This is a genomic window from Planctopirus sp. SH287 (assembly GCF_056500625.1).
The window spans coordinates 5,379,905-5,397,665 of record NZ_CM151403.1 but is presented as its reverse complement, the minus strand read 5'-3'; the positions used below and the strand labels follow the sequence as shown (position 1 = coordinate 5,397,665).

Sequence of the window (17,761 nt, the reverse complement as noted above, 5' to 3'; positions counted from 1 at the left end):
TGGTTGCTGGTGACAGTGACTGCCGGGTTTGTTTTTTGGGAAGTTGAGAGCTGATATTGGCAGGAACTGGTGCATTGGCATGCACTCTGCTGTTTCACCTCAATTCATCATGTGGGTACCGGTTTCAGCGATTCGCTTGAGAAAATAGCCAGAAAAGGATGCTGATCCCTATAACTTTAGCCGAGGCGGATTACTACGTCGCTGGGTCACCCACGAACCGGCGGGCGGGAGCCTGCCCTACGTTGCTGCGCGATTTGCCGCGACGCTGCGATTGAACTGCTGGAAGAGGACGGCACTCTGCCGGATTGGATGGCCGAAGAGGCGATGCACGATTCGGAAGATCGATATAGAAAACGACAGCTCGAACGAACGAAAGCGGAGTAAGCATGTATACGCCATCGTACTTCGAGGAATCGCGGGTGGAGGTGCTGCACGATTTGATTGAGCGGCACTCGCTGGGCGTTCTTATCACGCATGGCGCCAGCGGGCTGGATGCGAATCATCTGCCGTTTGACTTGGAGCGCGCTGGTGGGCCGTTGGGTGTGCTGCACTGCCATGTCGCGCGGGTCAATCCGGTCTGGCGGGAGTTGACCGACGGCGATGAGGTGCTGGTCGTCTTCCGGGCAGGGGAGGCTTATATCTCACCCAACTGGTATCCCACCAAGCACGAACGCCACAAACAGGTTCCCACCTGGAATTACATGGTCGCCCATGCCCACGGAGAGGTGACCATCCGCGATGACGAAGAGTACGTCCGGGGAGTCGTCGAGCGGTTGACCCGCTGGCACGAAGCGTCGCAAATCGTTCCGTGGAGCATCACCGACAGCCCCGAAGACTTTATCAATCCCCTCCTCAAAGGGATCGTGGGCATCGAGATCAAAATTACGCGTCTGATCGGAAAATTGAAGCTGAGCCAGAACAAAGAAGTGCGGGACATCCTCGGCGCGGGTGAAGCGCTCCAGGCGCTTGGGGAAGAGGACATCAGCACAGCCATGCTGATCCATGCCCACACAGTCCAAGAATCTGAGTAGTAGGGCAGGCTCCCGCCTGCCGATGTTTCGAGCGGCCATCAGTATCTGTGAATTACATCAAACCGGCAGGCGGGAGCCTGCCCTACGTGACTCTCGCCTGCCGATTCCCCGACACCATACCAACGAGCCGGAAGCGTTAGCGACGGGCACTCGCATTAGTGATCTCACAATCAAAGAGCGAGAGGGATTCAAGAAAAATGTTTTGGTTCGGAGGGGCGTTGAAGTTGAACTTGTGGCGGCAGAGTGATTAATTAGCCATGTCCGTCGCTGACGCTTCCGGCTCGTAGTTCTTCCGGCTCGTGTTGTGTGTGAGCGGCAACAACTCGGCCTCATCAATAAAAGTGGGTTCTACAAAGACTTGTCCGCATACCTGATATGGCGTAGGCGCGTAGCCGAACCGGCAGGCAGGAGCCTGCCCTACGTTTCTGAGCCACCCAGCGAATCACTGCTTTTGTTAATAAGATTTGTTTTCTAAGAAATGGTTGCCGCAGTAGATGTGACACCATCCATTAATATGTAGTTGGCAACTGTGTCCTTCAGTCGATCAGCATACTTGTAAATATCATCAACACTTTCCAATGAAGCAAGCTCTTCCTCTTTCTTATCATTGAACAACCCAAGCCTGAGCTTTTGCAGATTATTAAACCGCAATCTGCAGATCGGCTTGCGGTTATTGTCATCCAGCAGAATAGCGCAATAGCTTTGTGCATCGCGCATGACAATTCGTTTTGAGGGAATCAGCTCACGCAGGATTGCCCGGACTGTATGAAATCCTTCAATTTCCTCGGTCGTTGTAACAATTGTCTGTTCACTTTCTCCCGGCAGCGATGAACTATCACCCACTATGGTAGAAGTCTCAACCACCGTAAGTGGCTCGGGAGACATTGCGCCTTTCAAGCGTTCGTTAATTTTCTCTCCGACAACCTGCTCAAAGGCTCGTTTTGTAATAATTGTAAATTGATCCTTAATCGCAGGCGTGAACCGACGATTACCAATTAGATCAACAGAGACCAGTCGTACAAGATCTTCAGAAGGATTGATCATCCATTCTGTCAAAAGTGTCTGGATCGAACGAGTATATTTCAGATCGTTTGCCGTCGTTAAAATCGTATCCAGGTCAAACGCACTTTTGGCAAATTTTTTTAGTTCTTCAACATCCCGTTCTTTAAAATCAAGAATATTAAATTCAAAGAAGAGCTTCTCGTCCATCTTGTTTGGCTGTTCAAAATCCGTAAAAAATCGATAGACCAACCCATTTGTCAGCACGCCAAACCGGGCATCTGTGACATGGAAATAGCGAAAAAGTTGACTGGCATGATTGATATGAAGATCCCCGCCGCATTTCTTGCACTCGAACAGCATGATCGGCTTGCCTTCGCGAAGAATGGCATAGTCAACTTTCTCGCCTTTCTTTGTGCCAACTTCTGCCACCAGTTCTGGTGTCACTTCGGTAGGGTCAAAAACGTTATATCCAAGTATTTGAATGAACGGCATAACCATCGCATTCTTGGTCGCCTCTTCCGTCTGCACCAAGCTCCTGGTCTGACTAATCCTTGTTGCAAGCACCCGAATATGATCGATGAAATCCATGAAATTCAAAACCTTCACAAAACCCTAAAATGAACGTGGATGCACGAATACACCCCAGTCAGTGGACGCAACGCCACACCCTGTCTCGGTGGATTATTAATTTCATTGAATCTGACTTCGTTTCGCTTCTGGACTTGTCCATGAAGCGTGGGCGCGGGGTTAGGGTTATACGGCTTGTTCAAACTGAACAGGCGATAGATATCCGATCGTGGAGTGTCTTCTCACACGGCGGGGTGGCGGGGGGGCGCACCGCGTAGCGGAAGCCCCCGGAATGGTCGCACGCGATCGTGAGTTTGTGGCCCTAAAAGACTGGTCAGTGACGATCGGATAGGCTCTGAAGTGCGGCCTTCGAAATCTTTTCGGGGGTTTCCGATGCCTCATCATCCACATCGTCGAGAATGGAACCTCCCTGGTCACGCTCACGAATTGACGTTCAGTTGCCACCATCGACTTCCATTGCTGTCACGCGAGCGAACTTGCCAGTGGCTGTCGCAAGCCATTGGACAAGCCCGAAAATCCCTGGGCTTTCAGGTGTGGGCCTACGTCTTCATGCCCGATCATGTTCATTTAATGATCTGGTCGCCGTCCCCGGACTATTCCGTGGCCTGGATTCTTCGCGAAATCAAATTGCCTGTGTCCCGCCGGGCTTTGGCATTTCTTCGGAGTCAGGCTCCCAGCTACCTCGACCGACTTTCCCAGACCAGGGGTCGCCGGACGGAGTACCACTTTTGGCAGCGCGGTGGAGGTTATGATCGCAACGTCACGGAAACCGAGACGTTGAGTCGGATGATCGACTACATTCATCTCAATCCCGTGCGGAAGCAGATGACAGCCCAGCCGGGCGATTGGAAGTGGTCATCCGCAGGCTGGTATCAAAGACAGACACCCAATGATCTGCCGCCCGACCCGCTGCCCCGGGAATGGTTTAACCCGATCCGCGAATAGCTGCGGATTCGGGGGCTTCCGCTATGCGGTGCGCCCCCGCCACCCTGTCGCTATGCGGTGCGCCCCCCGCCACCCTGTCGATGTTTCGAGCGGCCATCATTATCTGTGAATTACATCAAACCGGCAGGCGGGAGCCTGCCCTACGCAGTTTGGGGATCGCTCGTCGTTTACTCCATGATCTGAGGCAAATTCTCCAGTAGTTTCTGATCGGCGTGAAAGCGTTTAAGTGCCCGGTCGAAGGAACCGGTTGTTTTGGTCAGCACCAGCGTGTAGGGGCTTTTCCCCTTCTCCAAGGTGTGCGTGACATCGCATTGATGTTGATCGATTTTCATGATCAGATGCTGGCGATAATCTTCGCGGGCCGGAATACGGCCGACTTTTTGCGCGGAGCTGGACAAAAACGCATTCAACTGGGCGCAGAACTGGCACCGGCAATCCACTTCTGCGAGACGAACCCCATCGGTAGGGGGCAACGGTTCCTTTGCCGTCAATGATTTCAGGGTTTGCCGTACGCTTGCCAGCCAGGACGCCAGTTGAAGAGGAACCGCGCCGAAGCGTTTCTTCGCCCAGGGGATCAGTACCATCAGTGCGGGAACCTGGCATTCGTCCAGGCGAAAGTCCTCGGGATGTTGCTGAACGAACCCCAGCAACAGTGAGAGATCCTCGTCGCGGCCGGTGGCGGTCAACGCTTTCACCAGGAGGGGAAGCGTGGTTTCCGAGGTGGATTTGCTCCGTCGGTATCGCGAATCAAATCGTCGCTGCGGTTCAAGCGGTTCGCAGAATCGCTTCACGGCCAGCGCACACAACTCGTTGGCGAGAGACAATTTGCCAGTGTCCGCGGTCTCGTCACAACAAAAGGCCGAAAGCCACTCCATGTCCCGTGGCGGGATCACTTCACGCCCGGGCCGAGCCGATCTCGCGGAGATCAACTGTTTCAATTCCTGGTCGAAGGCGTTCCACCCAAACTCGTGGCTCGCGGCCAGAACGAGTTTGTCCAGCCGCGACGCCTGATCCTGCTCGGACAATATGGAAAGAAATGCAGCGACCGTGTCCCTGTCATGCAAGAGGAGCAACGACTCGGTGAAATCACCCTCGGGCGAGGTCTCTTCGATTTCGGAATGGCGATCCAAGTAACCTTGATAAGGCCATCTGTCGATGATGGCCCGGGCAAAGCGAATGCAATCGTTGCGGACTTCTTCCAGCCGCTTTTTCGGCGTTTTCGCCAGCCTGGTCGCCATCTTGCAAAACAGCGGGATGCTGCTGGTCGTCCCGGAACTGGCGATCACATCGAAATGATGATCTCTGTGCCAGAGGACGAGTGCCGATCGGTGATACCAGCGATCCAGAGTGTTCCCGGCATTGCCGGTGTAACCTTCAAACTGCTCGGATGTCGGTGTCCATTCCTCAAGAGGAATCGAGGAAACAATGGCCGATGGATCGAATGCCATCACTCCCCAAGGCTGCTTCTTCCCGTGAAGGTCGGTCCATTGGTCTCCGGACAGATCGTCCTCATAAGTTTCGCCGATCGTGATCTCTCGCCGGGGCGTTTTATTGTCGCGATCTCTTTTTCGGTAGCTGTATTCAAAATCGCCGTCGTCCGCGAACTGCATGAGATGGCGTTCCACTTGCGCCAGGTGGATCAGGCACCTGGCCTGTTCCGCAGCTGGCACTGCCAGATCCGCAAGCTGTCGATCTCCGCCCTTTAATAGATCCAGCGACAAGCCACGCTGGGTGTAGTGATGCTCCAGCGCGAAGACCAGTGGACTGGCAGGTTGCGTGCCGACCCATGTCCGGATGGATTGCACCAGGGAATCCACCTGAGTGGACGGGACGTCTTTCCTGGAAGTCTTTGTTCGCGGCGGCTTCAGCACCAGGTTGTATGCCAGGCAGATCCGATGGCCACGCGTGACCCGTTTGACCTCGTGTTCGCAGTCGGCATAGAACGCTGCATAGCCGGGAGCCTTGCCAGTCGCTGCGTCCTCGAATTTCAGCTTCTGTTCGGTCCCCCCGTGTCGGACAAGCAACTCCCCTCCTTCAAACTCATTGGAGAGCACAACTATCATCGAGGCCACCATCCGGTTGTGCTTTTCACTGTCCCGATGAGGCAGGAAAAATCCCCCTTTCTCGTAAACCAGAAGCTTGTATCGCCTGGCTTCCAACCCATCAGGCGGCAGCCCTAATTCGTCTGCGACGGATCGGGCCACATCGGAAATCGCCGTATCCCAGGCATCGCTCAACCGGAATTGTTCGGGATTGAGTTCATAAGTATTCCGGACATTTCTGTCGATCAGGGTCTTTGTTCCCTTTCCATAAGGAGCAACCTGACAACTGGCGATCAGCGACTTCGCCATGCGGGGCATCAACGGCAACGTGACCGGCCCCAGCCCTTCCACATGGAGACCGGGATCGACAACCGGAAAACTCCCGGAGACGCAAAATCTGGCAGACTTCGTCGCTTGGGCAATCGCTGTGGACAACCATTCGATGGTGATCGCGTTGCTCATATGATGTGCTCCCTCCCTGTCGTCAAAGCCCGATGTTTTTGCCGCAGTCCTTACCTCTGACCAAACGGCGAAGGAAATTTGCCGAGATTGTATCCTGGGAGAAATGAGGGCGATAGAAGCCCGATTTCAAAGATCTGAGAAAAGATCGCGGAGATCGGGATGTCTGGACTGACCCACGAATCGTGGCAGTGGGTCAGTAGTAGGGCAGGCTCCCGCCTGCCGATGTTTCGAGCGGCCATCATTATCTGTGAAGTGCATCGAACCGTGAAGTACATCGAACCATGAAGTACATCGAACCATGAAGTACATCGAACCATGAAGTACATCGAACCGGCAGGCAGGAGCCTGCCCTACATGTCTGAGTGTGGGTGGGCTGGGAGTCAACAAGGTGTATGGTCGAAACTCATGAGCAGACTTCCACCTGCCCGACGTTGGAGGTGCTCCCTTGCTGCATGAATTCTTCGTCGCCAGAGAAGATCGCCGGATAACCGCGAGCTTCATTATCACTGCAACACTTCGCCAAGGCGGCATCCCAGGAGCGATCAAAACAACCGCTACAATCGGAACTTCGGGGCTTGAGAAAAACTGTACCTTTGCAGCCTCACGCTGGCTTGCCAGCGGCAGAAAAACGAGGCAATCTCTGGGAAAATTGGCTCTGATCCTCCTTGAAAGCGGGCTTCTCATGCTCAGGCGTTTTTTCAGTAACTACTTGCTACGGCACCAGGATCCGGTGAATCGTGTGCTGCATGTCATTGGTTTACCCGTGACGTTTATCGCTCCGCCTTACTGTTTAATCGCCGGTGAAGGCCCGTTGCTGGCATGGGCGCTCTTTCTCACCGGGTACGCACTCCAGTTCAGTGGACATGCGTGGGAAGGAAATGACCCTGGGGAAGTCATACTTGTTCGGAAAATGCGGGGTATACCGTTCGTAGAGGTCGCACCTCAGAAGCCTGAGGTAGTGATGGTGATTTCAAACAAGTTCGTAACAACGGGGGACGATACACCCAACGACCAGTAGCAGAGGCACGCAAATCAGGGATGATCCGCCACACGCGGATTGGTGGTGCAAGGTGGAACCTTGCTCTCGCCTGCTGCCCAGGCAGCATCAATTTGTGACTGGATGGAACCAGTCACTTCCCCTGAGATTGCGTGAAGGCAAGGGGGCCTCTTCATGCAGTGGCATCGTTGGAAAAAATCAGTCGCTCTCGCGCTTACAGCAGCAGTCATGCTACCCGGATGTACGACGGGAGGCGGATCGCGCAATGTCTCCTATCTGGGGAAAGCCGAGCTTAACTATTACAAGAATGCTTCGCTGACAACCGAATATGCTGCGGTTGATCAGGCGACGCCGCAAGACATCATCAACTCGGATCGGCCGCGAACCATCCGGGATCGAACCCAGGATGAGATCTGGGATCTGCCATTGATGGATTCGATCCACATGGCGATTGCCAACAACAAGATGATCCGCACACGGACGCAGTTCCTGACTCAGTCTCAATTGATGCTGAACCCTGCGTTGGCTCCTTCGATCTATGATCCCGCCATCCGCGAGACAGGCTTCCTGTTCGGGACACGCGGCGTCGAAGCAGCTCTTTCTGATTTCGATACTCAGTTCACCACATCGATGCTCTGGGGTCGCAACGAGACCGTGAACAATAACGGGTTCCTGGGGACTCCGCTTCAGGGGGTCTCGCAAGAGACAGGGAACTTCAATGCCAGTTTGCAAAAGACGATGGCAAACGGCGGTACCGTCACGCTGAATCACTTCTGGAATTATCTGGGAACGAGCCAGCCGGGGACAAGTTACCCTTCCAGCTACACAGGTGCGGCGAACATTCAGTATTCGTTGCCTTTGTGGGCAGGTTCGGGTGTTGAATACACCCGTATCGCTGGCCCCAGTGGCGGCGGACTGGGGGCGATCACCGGAGTTTCCCAAGGGGTGGTCATCGCTCGTATCAATGAAGATATTGCACTGGCCGACTTTGAAAACTCGGTCATCAATATGGTTAAAGATGTGGAAGATCTCTACTGGGATCTTTATCTCGCCTATCGTCAATACGACGCCGACGTTGCTAACCGGGACAGTTCGCTCCGTTCCTGGCGCGAAGTGAAAGCCCGGATGGAAGTCGGGGCGACTGGTGGTAATGCGGCCGCAGAAGCACAGGCTCGGGAAAACTATTTCGATACCCGATTCCGCGTTGAGAATTCGCTGGCGACGATTTACGACCTGGAAAACCAGTTCCGACGGCTCATCGGGCTGGGCGTGAATGACGGGCGGATTATTCGTCCTGCAGATAGCCCCGTTGAAGGGGAATATATGGTGAACTGGGAAACCAGCCTGACTGAAGCGCTGGTTCGCCGAGTGGAACTTCGCCGTCAGAAATGGCAGATCAAGAGTCTGGAACTTCAGGTCATTGCTGCCAAGAGTTTGACTAATCCTCAGTTGAACTTTGTCTCGCAGTATGGTCTCAATGGGTTTGGCAACAAGCTGATTTCCGAGCAGACCAACAACTTCAATAGTGCTTATGGCACGATGAAAGATCGTGACCTGGAAAACTGGACGCTGGGCTTCCAATTGTCGATGCCGATTGGCTTCCGTCAGGCTTACGCTCAGTTACGCAACACCGAACTTCAGCTCACCAAGGCTCGTGCGGCTCTGGCGACTCAAGAACAGGATGTTTCTCACGAGTTGGCCAATGCGATTCAACGAATCGAAACGGCTTATGTTACCGCTCGCACTAACCTTGACCGCCGAATTGCTTCGGCCCGCCGTGTTGAAGCGACTCAGGCAGAATATGAAGCCGGTGTTCGTGATGCCACACTCGACCTGGTGCTGCGAGCACAAGCCAGCCAGGCTCAAGCGGAAATCGCTCTGTTCACCAGCCTGGTCAATTACAACAAGGCGATCAACGATCTGAACTACCGCAAGGGAACAGTACTCGATAACTCGAACATCTCGCTCGGTGAAGGCGAATGGACTTATGAGGCACAGCAACAGGCGTTACAAAGAGCCTGGGCACGCAGCCACGCTTTCGACAATCCTTTGCTAGAAACCAGCCCGGAAGAGTTCTCTTCACCGGTTCCTTATCCCAAGACCGATCTCACCTGGCAAGGATTGAATCGGGATGATGGACTGATCCCGCTGCCACCAGAGACCAACAATACGGTTCCTCCCAGACCTGCCGTTCATCCGACAGGGGTTCCCGTAGTGCCTCCGCATGATAACGAAACCTACGACAAGCCTTAAACACGTGTGCGGAAGTCTTGAAACTTAAACTGCTCGGGCGAATCAGCTGATTCACCCGAGCAGTTTTGCTATGCGCCTGATGCTTAATACCTGTCTGCTTAATACTTGCCAGAGGTTGTGATACGTTTTTCCGAAATCAGCGGTGCATTGAGAGATGCTGAAAGCATGCTTGCCCAAAGCTGCTGCAAGCATGGCACGAATGCGAGATGGCACACAAGGCGCCGTTAAATACCGGTCTCGTATTATCTACTCATATTACATAGAGAGCAGGGCTTCAATTTAGTAAGCGTACTCTTTGAGTTCATGCGAAAAGATGATCAGAGGCTCTGTGGCAAACGGGGCGGGGCGAACTTGATCTTCTCGACATACCGCACCAGTTGTTTGGTCTGGGGATCGACCTTTCCCGTGCAATGAGAGACCGCCTTAATGATCGATTCATAGCGAAGTTCAAAGTCGGCATCGATTTCCACTTCGATGTCTTTGATCGCCGGGTTGCCGGGAGTGCCGACCAGCTTAAGAATCTCGGCTCCTAATGATTCAAAGGCCCCATCGCCAGTTCCCAGATTGCGTTCACCCAACTTCAATTGGGTCAGATTTCCTTCGGCATCAGACGTCATGCGGATTTTGATTTCGGGAATCCGAGCCGACTCGAGTCCCTGCTGGGAAGGCTGTCCCAGAGGCATGTTCATATCGAGATGGCCTTCTGGTGCCATGATTCTCAATTGGATGATGAAAAAGACCAGTAGCAAAAAGGCCACACTGATCAAAGGTGCCAGTGGCAACTCGATCTGGCTGGCATTCTCTTTCCCTCGTTGGGTCAACATCTGGCCCGACCTTTCGGCTGGTTGATTATCGATCTCGTCATATGACCACCTCATTCAAAGCAATCCTCCCTCATCCGGCCTTCCTTCGGCAATCTTCTTCCTCAGAGAGAAGGAGATAAGAATTCGCCTCAATGATTCATCGAAGGAGAGGATGTAGTGGAGTTTCAATTCTGATTTGGCAGGTTAAGCAAAGAGTGGTGAGCAGGCCAACGAGCCTGCGGACAAACTCAACAACCTGTCAGGACAAAGCCGTGACACGGCATCAGCGGCCTGGTGGTGACAGGTTGGGCACGGCTTCATTGACCGACGGGTCGTCTGGAGCCGTTCCCTTGAGTGAGAATTGGGTAAAGCCAACCTCCTGACATTTACGGATCAATTCCTGAATTTTTCCCGTAGGAACATCGTCATCAGCCCTGAGAAGAATGGTCGTGTTTTCCAATGCACGTACGCCACCTTTCATCTCGACCAGACGCCGCTCCTGTTCAATAACCGGGCCAAAATTGGGAATGGTGATCTTTTCCTGACCCTGAAAAATCAAAGGTTCCTCAGACAGTTTTCGTCCTGAAAGATCGCGGTCGAACCCCACGATCAGGACGAGTTCTTCCATCGGTCGTATTTCAGGCGGCTTGGCCAGCAGATCCCTGGGAAGCTTGAGCCTTTCATCAGCCTTTGTGTTTCCAAAGCTGACCACGACTGCCAGAAGAACCATCAACTGAAAGACAACATCGACGACCGGCGTCATGTCCAGCTTGAATTGATGGCGGTCATGTTCCTGGCGATTGAACACGAAAACGTTCCTGTCATGAACATCAGGGCCAGCAGTCATTTTGGCCGGTGAAAATAGGGAATAACATCAGAAGGCAGGCTTCTCTCACCTCATCGGTCGCAGTAGCAAGTCCTCGATGGATCATCAAATTAAACGGCAGAGTTTGTGGTACCGGTCGGTGATGCTGTTGTCGGGCGGACAGAACTGGCCTGTTGTGCTTTGATCCCTCTGAACCGGCTCATCAAACCTTCGCTAATCACCCCTGATTCAAACATGAAACGGGCAAATCGGTTCTTATAGACCGTGAAAGCCACCATCGCAGGAATGGCAACAATCAGACCTTCCAGCGTGGTGAATAAAGCCATCGCAATACCGTCAGCGAGTTCATACGGCTTGGGCTGCTGGGTGCTGGTGGCGATGACCTGAAAGCTGAGCAACATCCCCTGCACTGTTCCCAATAGCCCCAGCATCGGTGCTAAAGTCCCGATCAGTGCGAGATAGCCGATTTTCTGCTCCATCTCGAGAGCTTCGTCATCTCCTACTTCCTGCATCCCCTTTTCGACCTCTTCATAGCCACGGGCCAGTCGCGCCATGCCGGCTGCCAGCACACGGGCCACAAACGAATCATCGCTTTTGGCTAATTCATAAGCACCGGGATAATCGCGAGCATTGAGCTTCTCTTCAAAGTCCTCCACGAGATCAGAGGGGATATAGTTAATTTTGCGCAGCTGAAGGAACAGCATCATGATGAGGGCCACCATCACGAACGCCATCAGCATGATCAGAAAGCCGAAGATGCCTGATCCATTCATCATCCAACCGAGAAAACTGACCGGTTTGCGATGATTCAGAATATCCATGGCCGGATCTTCCACGACCAATGTGCTGGCGGGGGCATCCTGAGCAACAGCGACCTGCGAACCAGCAGCGGGGAAACCGGCCAATTCAAAAGCCGCATCGAGAAGTCCAGAACCCGCTCCAAAGGCCAGGAGCGAGCACATGAGCCAGAAAGCGATCCATCGACGGTTCAAAGGGACACCTCTTGCAGAAGCTGCGAATGATTCATGAATGACTGGAAGCCACTGACACTGCTCGATCAATCAGCACTCCCGGCGGAACGATTTTCCGCAGCAGACTGAGAAAGACCTTTGAAAGTCAGTCACTCGCCAGGACGGCAAGCACGTACCACATGAGCACATCCAGACAGACGTCACATTTTGGGAATCTAGGCAAGAGTGTAAGCCTGTAGCGATTGCATTGCCAGTGGCAATTGGAATCGTCCTGGGTCATTGGGCCTTGAGTGACCCGCATTAATCAAGGCCGGGACTTGTCACACTGGGGAGCATGCCTGTCTTTTATCCACAACTTTTTCGCCTCGTGCCATGTCACGGCTTTGTCTTGGAGTTGATGTCGCAGAAACGTCCTCCGTTGTCGGACTTTCCAACCTGTTGAACTCCGCTTTTCAAGTTTGACGAACCATTCGTTTCTGCCAATGCAAATCCCAGCCAATGTTGACTGGGATTTGTGAGAAGTGGCATGGTTCAAAAGTGAATTTCAGTTGCCGGACAGTTTTTTGGCCCAGGGACTTCCGGGATAGTCGGCTTCCAATCGAGCACGGGATTCCAGTCCCCGATCGGGATGCTGAACCACTCGCCACAGATTGGTCAGGTGGTACAACGCCTCGGCACGAGCCGTTGATTCGTGAGGATAATTCAGGTCAACGTACAGATAGGACAGGACGGCATCCATGGGCTTATTCAACGCCTGCTGGCAGTTCCCCTGGAGAAGCTTGCATTCCGCGCCAATGCCACTGCTGTTTTCATTCAGTTGCGACATGACATCGTTCAGCAAAGGGAGAGCCTCGGTGTATTGATTCTTCTGAATGGCCACTCGCGCTTTTCCGAGCATGGCATCCAGTCGGCGAGGCGCCAAGGCTTCGTCCTGTCCCGAAGCAGACAGCACTTCATCAAAGGCAGCACTGGCTTCATTCAGTTTTCCCTGAGCCAGCAAGACGCGGCCAATATAACTGCGCCCCTGCAATTTCAGTGAGGGATCTGTCACTTCATCGAACGAGGCGAAAGCGCGAGCCGCTTCGTCGTATGCCCCTTTGTTGACCAGGAGATCGCCCAGCAAAATGACCGAAGGGAAGTATTGATAAAAGTTGGGGTCGCTCGACTGAATGGCTTTCAGCTCTTTCACGGCATCATCCACTTTAGCCGGGTTTGTCTGAGCGAGTTGTCCTTTAGCGCGTGCCAGGGCGTAACCCAGTTCCCGTTTGAGGTTGTCTCCCGAGACCTTGCTATCCGACTTCAATTTGGTGAGTGAATCGATGGCCTTGTCAAATCGTCCGGCAGCCAGATCACCTAAGGCAATCTTGAAGGCGGCGGGCGTGGAATCCCATTCCACCGATTGAATATCGGCCAGAGGAATCGTCACCTGATCGCCCACTTGTGGCTTCACCGTGATGCCGGATTTGGTCGATGTGGCTTCTCCACCGACACGGGTTCCCCCTTTCCGAATCACAATGTCAGCCGCATTGGCCTCGGTTGCCAACCAAAGCCCCAGTGCTGACACAGCCAGCCAGGTGCAGGAGAAAATCCGGAAACGGGTAGGGAATTGAGACATCTTGATAAGTCCGTCATCTGGGCCAGATTCACCGGCGAGTCACGCTCTGGTTGGCGAGGGATGAGTCAGTAGGAAAGTCCATTGTTTCAAACGATATGCTGTGAAATTGCGTGAGTGGTTCACGCGGTGGGATCAGCGGGTGGCTTCGGTTTAGGAGGTCTGGGAATCGGAGGCTTCACTGGCCGATCCGCAGGCTCTGCTGTTGCCACCGACTCCTGTGGTTTCGGGCGTGGTGTCGGTTTGGCTGCTGGTTTGGCTGTTGGTCTGGATGCTGACTTTGCCGCTGGCCGGCTGAGGGCATCAATATCAAACCCTTTTACGGGTGCCGGGGAAACGACAGGAACCTCGGGGGCAGCAAAGCTGGCGGCATTGAAATTGAAGTTGCTTGTCTCGGCTTTTGAGGGAGGCAGTTTTTTCGGACGCTTCTTGTTGTTCATCATCACGAAATAGCCAACCGCCGCACAGCAGCCCAAGACAACGACAGCCACAATCCCATAGCTCACGGTGTTTGATGAAGAGGCGGTGTCGACTTTCACGGGTTCGGCGGGCTTCTTTTTTGCGGTGGCTGCTGTGGATGATGCCGCTCCGTCTGCCGCATTTTCGCTGGCAGGATCTGTCTTGGCGACTTCGGCAGGAGCCGATACCAATCGGGGGAGATCTACCACCTCTTTCCCGCTCGCTTCCAGAACTTTTCGATATAAATCGTTGAAGCGTCGGCGGTCTTCCTCGTTGAGGTCTGGCAGGATGCTCAAACTGGCCACCAGTTCAATCTCGGCATTTCGCAGTTGCTGGCTTCGTTTCTGGGAATCCGTCTGTGCTTCCGCCAGGCTGACGCGGGCTGTCCCTGCGTTGTAGCGGGCATCGAGATACTGAGGCAGCAGGTCAGCTCGTCCACTGTCCATCGCCTGCTGCAATCGCTGGCCCAGTGTTCCAAAGCCCCAGACGCCATTCTGGTTATTTCCGGTCAAAGCATAAACGAGGTACTGAGAGTCACCGTTATTCCCCCAATCGAGATACAACTCAGCCGCCTGCGTCTGTATCAGCACATCGTTTCGTCGCTTGGCGATGAGTTCGTTGATGATCTTCTCACCCGCGTCAAAATTCTTCTTCATGCGATAAGCACGAATGAGCCGCACTTTGGTGGAAAGAAGCTGATTGGCGTTCGCAAAAGCGGGATCACTTTCGCTCTTACTGAGAATGGACTCAAAGGCCTCCATCGACTTGGTAAAGAACTGATCCTGTTTTTCGGTATCGCCAGCACTCGCTTCACCCAGAGCGGCATAGGTTTCACCAATCCAGGTGAGCGAAGCCCATGTCTGACCTTCCGTCCGCTTGGACAGGTCATTCATAAACTCTTCAAAGGCTGTGCGAAGCTGGTTGTATCGCTCGGTCTCGCCAGATTCTTTGAAGCGATCCAGTTCTTCTTTCAGCAGCTTGCTGATCCCGATATATAGCTGGGTCACGTCGGCACCGGCCTGACCACTGGCAATCTTTTCCAGATCCTTCATGGCCTGGTTGGCTTCCTTGGTCTGGCCAGAACCGATATAGGCACGCACCAGAAGTTTCAGGGTTTCACTGGCAAAAGGCCGACTCTGAATCCCGCGAGATGGCCGCTTCTTTTCATCAGCAACAGCGATCGCTTTGCGTGGCGAATGGGGTTCGGCGGTCAAAATTTTCACCGCTTCTTTATCCTGTCCCAGCCCCACCAGAATCTGTGCTAACGACCATTTCCCAGAGATCAATTCACTCGGAGAAACGCCTTCGGGCGGCAGGTTCTCCGACATTTTATCGATCCCCAGTTTTAATTTTTCCTGGGCAATCTTCTTCCATTGATCCCGCTTCTGAGCATCAGGACGCTCAAACTCAGGAAGCGAGGGAACTGTCAGATAAGCGTTCCAATAGGACTGGCCAGCCATCATCTGCGCTTCGGCATAGCTCCCGCCCGTTTCAGGGATTTTCAGAAACCAGTCAGCAGCTTCTTCGTTCCGTTTCAGTTGCTGGTACAGCTTGCCAATCTGCATCCGGACATCATTGGATTTCGCTGTATCAGGAAACTGCTTGATCATGCGGTTGGCCGAAGCGATGACTACATCGAGTTCGGCATCACGAATCGCTCCTTCCGACTTACTGTCGGTATACCCCTGAATCAACGACATCAACGAGAGATAAGAGGCGTTGAGTGCCAGTTCGACTTCATCCTCTCCACGGGCCATCAGGGCCACTTGTTCGTTGATCACAGCCGCTTCATAGCTGCGACCGGCCAGATACGCACTCAACCCATAGATATAGCGAGCCGAATTGATTTTCTTCGGGTCGTCCTGACGAGTGGCCAGCTTGAGCGCCAACTCAAAAGACCGCATCGATTCCAGATTGAGCAGCATCAGTTCCTGTTGCATCCGGGTCAGCTCAGCCGCTGGCTTTTTTGCAGCGACAGCGTCTTCATAGACCTTCTGCTTTTCCTGGCGTTCCTGCATTTTGGCTTGTGCGATAAAGAGAGCCGGCTCAAAGGAGTCGGGAGCTTTTTCATCTCCAGAAATTTTCTTATCGAGCCGACGGAGAATCTCAGTTCCTTCCCGGCTGAACTCGCCAAACTGAGAAACATCGCGGGCATGCGTTGCCGCCAAACGCCAGAATTTCAGTTGATCCGGCTTGATCAATTTACGGTCATCGCCCAACCCTTCATAAGCTTTGGCCAATTCCAGGCGAATCCCCAGTCCCGCACGGCTGCGAAGCTGATTGCGATGATTTTTGACCCAGTCTTCTCCCTGCTCAGTCACCGCCAGATAATCCGGCGGGGACTTCCGATTCAGGCAGAGCAACTGAAAGTGCCGAGCCTGATCTTTCAGGCTGAGCATCGAGGGAGAGTTGTCTGGCTGATCGAGAATTTCCTTATAGATCCCTAGTGCCTTGGGCAGGTCGCCCTGTTCTTCAAAGCACTTCCCTTGCCACATCCGTGCGACGAGGCCGGCCACATTCGTACGGTATTTCTGATGGAGCTTTTCATAAGCTTCGGCTGCTGTCTGCAACAACTGACGTTTCTCGGCACTGTCAGCCGGATAGGATTGTGCTTCTTCATAGCTGGAGCGGGCCAGATCCAGCTGAACGCTGATCAATTGATTTTCGGTTTCTGCACGTGCCGCAAACTTATCGGGATCAGCGGCTTTGTCGATGTGCGCAGGGAACGACTTGAGACGTTCTTCGTACTGTGTCTGAGCTGCCGTGAGCAGTGTTCGCGCTTCCCGGGCGGCCTCTCGAGCTTTTTCATTGGCCTCGTTGGCGGCAGCTCCTTGTGCCGAACGGGCATTGCCCACTTCGGCTGAGGTTCTTGCCAGCAGAATTTCTGACCGACGCAAATTCGCGGTCAACGCTTCCGGCAGGTTGGGAGATTCTTTGACGAACTGATTCAGATACGCCAGAGCCAGATCCAGCTGACCACTCTTCGACTTGGAATCACGGTTCTGTTTAGCAGCATCGAGCAGCGTAATGGCGCGCTCATAAGGAATTCGCTGTTTCAGTTCGGTCGGGATATTTGTGCGAGACTGTAACTGATCCAGAAAGTGCAATGCCGTATCGTGATAACCCCGCAGTCGCAGTCGCTCAATGAAGAGGAGATCCTCTTCCGCCGCGTGAACCACTGAGGCTGGCCCGTACAGCACAATTCCGCAAAGAACAACGCCGAAAGCCATGGTCAGCAGGAACCGCTTCCAGGAGGCCTCTCCGCTGGTTGTCGCAATTTTCTCTTGACGACAATTCTTGGTGAGCTGTTCCTCTGTCCTGCATGACAGTTGATCTTGGAGAGCTTCAAGTCGTGGCATTGTCGAACATCCCGCAGGTCACTCAAGTGGCACGAACGAACCATCCCTGCCCCGGCAGAGGCAACAAATTGATCCGTAATGAGAAATGACAGGGCGTGAAAGTGAGAATCCACGCATCTTGACATGTCTATCCACCATACACTGGTGGAAGCAGGAATCGCAAGGAGTTAGCCAGCCTGACGAGCATTGATAACGCCCAGCAGCTTGACCTGAATTTGGCCCATCAATCATGCTTACGAAAATTGTTGCCTGAGAGTTTGATCGACTCAGACCCTAAGACAAGGCTGCGTTCTTGTTCGTTTCAAACACAACGGCCCCAAGGCATGTTTCATCAACGCTCGACGCTGGCTGTCCCTGCGGAAAAATCAGTGGCGAGATTCGCAAGCCTTTTGGTATTTCGCGGCCAGATGC

Annotated in this window: 11 protein-coding genes; 4 read left to right on the top strand and 7 right to left on the bottom strand. The window is 53.5% G+C overall.

What is annotated here, in order from left to right; genetic code table 11:
• The first annotated feature begins 386 nt into the window (after window positions 1-386).
• Window positions 387-1,031: an FMN-binding negative transcriptional regulator gene (locus SH287x_RS20075; RefSeq protein ID WP_479516188.1), complete on the top strand. Its 645-nt coding sequence runs from the start codon at window positions 387-389 to the stop codon at window positions 1,029-1,031.
• 471 nt (window positions 1,032-1,502) lie between these two features.
• Here SH287x_RS20075 and SH287x_RS20070 read toward each other — a convergent pair whose 3' ends face one another.
• Window positions 1,503-2,621 (bottom strand): type I restriction endonuclease, encoded by a 1,119-nt coding sequence (locus SH287x_RS20070; RefSeq protein ID WP_479516187.1) that lies wholly within the window; start codon window positions 2,619-2,621, stop codon window positions 1,503-1,505.
• Between the two features lie 372 nt (window positions 2,622-2,993).
• On the opposite strand from SH287x_RS20070, the gene SH287x_RS20065 reads away from it, so the two are divergent.
• Window positions 2,994-3,566 (top strand): REP-associated tyrosine transposase, encoded by a 573-nt coding sequence (locus tag SH287x_RS20065; protein WP_479516186.1) that lies wholly within the window; start codon window positions 2,994-2,996, stop codon window positions 3,564-3,566.
• 167 nt (window positions 3,567-3,733) lie between these two features.
• Here SH287x_RS20065 and SH287x_RS20060 read toward each other — a convergent pair whose 3' ends face one another.
• Window positions 3,734-6,070, bottom strand: a complete 2,337-nt coding sequence (locus tag SH287x_RS20060) for a 2OG-Fe(II) oxygenase (RefSeq protein ID WP_479516185.1) — start codon at window positions 6,068-6,070, stop codon at window positions 3,734-3,736.
• Between the two features lie 682 nt (window positions 6,071-6,752).
• On the opposite strand from SH287x_RS20060, the gene SH287x_RS20055 reads away from it, so the two are divergent.
• The gene (locus tag SH287x_RS20055; RefSeq protein WP_479516184.1) at window positions 6,753-7,088 is read left to right on the top strand and encodes a DUF962 domain-containing protein; all 336 of its coding nucleotides are present in this window, start codon (window positions 6,753-6,755) and stop codon (window positions 7,086-7,088) included.
• 153 nt (window positions 7,089-7,241) lie between these two features.
• On the top strand, window positions 7,242-9,320 hold the full coding sequence (locus SH287x_RS20050) for a TolC family protein (protein WP_479516183.1): 2,079 nt from the start codon (window positions 7,242-7,244) through the stop codon (window positions 9,318-9,320).
• Between the two features lie 317 nt (window positions 9,321-9,637).
• Here the strand turns inward: SH287x_RS20050 and SH287x_RS20045 are convergent, their stop codons facing one another.
• The 5 genes from SH287x_RS20045 to SH287x_RS20025 form a co-directional block, all read right to left on the bottom strand.
• Window positions 9,638-10,144, bottom strand: a complete 507-nt coding sequence (locus SH287x_RS20045) for an ExbD/TolR family protein (RefSeq protein ID WP_479516182.1) — start codon at window positions 10,142-10,144, stop codon at window positions 9,638-9,640.
• Window positions 10,145-10,406: 262 nt separating this feature from the next.
• The gene (locus tag SH287x_RS20040) at window positions 10,407-10,931 is read right to left on the bottom strand and encodes an ExbD/TolR family protein (RefSeq protein ID WP_479516181.1); all 525 of its coding nucleotides are present in this window, start codon (window positions 10,929-10,931) and stop codon (window positions 10,407-10,409) included.
• Between the two features lie 128 nt (window positions 10,932-11,059).
• Window positions 11,060-11,941, bottom strand: coding sequence for a MotA/TolQ/ExbB proton channel family protein (locus SH287x_RS20035; protein ID WP_479516180.1), 882 nt, complete (start codon window positions 11,939-11,941; stop codon window positions 11,060-11,062).
• A 523-nt stretch (window positions 11,942-12,464) separates the two neighbouring features.
• Window positions 12,465-13,535, bottom strand: a complete 1,071-nt coding sequence (locus tag SH287x_RS20030) for a tetratricopeptide repeat protein (protein ID WP_479516179.1) — start codon at window positions 13,533-13,535, stop codon at window positions 12,465-12,467.
• A gap of 119 nt (window positions 13,536-13,654) precedes the next feature.
• On the bottom strand, window positions 13,655-17,350 hold the full coding sequence (locus SH287x_RS20025; RefSeq protein ID WP_479516178.1) for a tetratricopeptide repeat protein: 3,696 nt from the start codon (window positions 17,348-17,350) through the stop codon (window positions 13,655-13,657).
• Window positions 17,351-17,761: the final 411 nt, after the last annotated feature.

What these genes read in the sequence shown, in the direction of transcription:
- SH287x_RS20075 (WP_479516188.1), top strand. Translation starts at nt 387, where the DNA reads ATGTATACGCCATCGTACTTCGAGGAATCGCGGGTGGAGGTGCTGCAC.
- SH287x_RS20070 (WP_479516187.1), bottom strand. Translation starts at nt 2,621, where the DNA reads ATGGATTTCATCGATCATATTCGGGTGCTTGCAACAAGGATTAGTCAG.
- SH287x_RS20065 (WP_479516186.1), top strand. Translation starts at nt 2,994, where the DNA reads ATGCCTCATCATCCACATCGTCGAGAATGGAACCTCCCTGGTCACGCT.
- SH287x_RS20060 (WP_479516185.1), bottom strand. Translation starts at nt 6,070, where the DNA reads ATGAGCAACGCGATCACCATCGAATGGTTGTCCACAGCGATTGCCCAA.
- SH287x_RS20055 (WP_479516184.1), top strand. Translation starts at nt 6,753, where the DNA reads ATGCTCAGGCGTTTTTTCAGTAACTACTTGCTACGGCACCAGGATCCG.
- SH287x_RS20050 (WP_479516183.1), top strand. Translation starts at nt 7,242, where the DNA reads ATGCAGTGGCATCGTTGGAAAAAATCAGTCGCTCTCGCGCTTACAGCA.
- SH287x_RS20045 (WP_479516182.1), bottom strand. Translation starts at nt 10,144, where the DNA reads ATGTTGACCCAACGAGGGAAAGAGAATGCCAGCCAGATCGAGTTGCCA.
- SH287x_RS20030 (WP_479516179.1), bottom strand. Translation starts at nt 13,535, where the DNA reads ATGTCTCAATTCCCTACCCGTTTCCGGATTTTCTCCTGCACCTGGCTG.
- SH287x_RS20025 (WP_479516178.1), bottom strand. Translation starts at nt 17,350, where the DNA reads ATGCCACGACTTGAAGCTCTCCAAGATCAACTGTCATGCAGGACAGAG.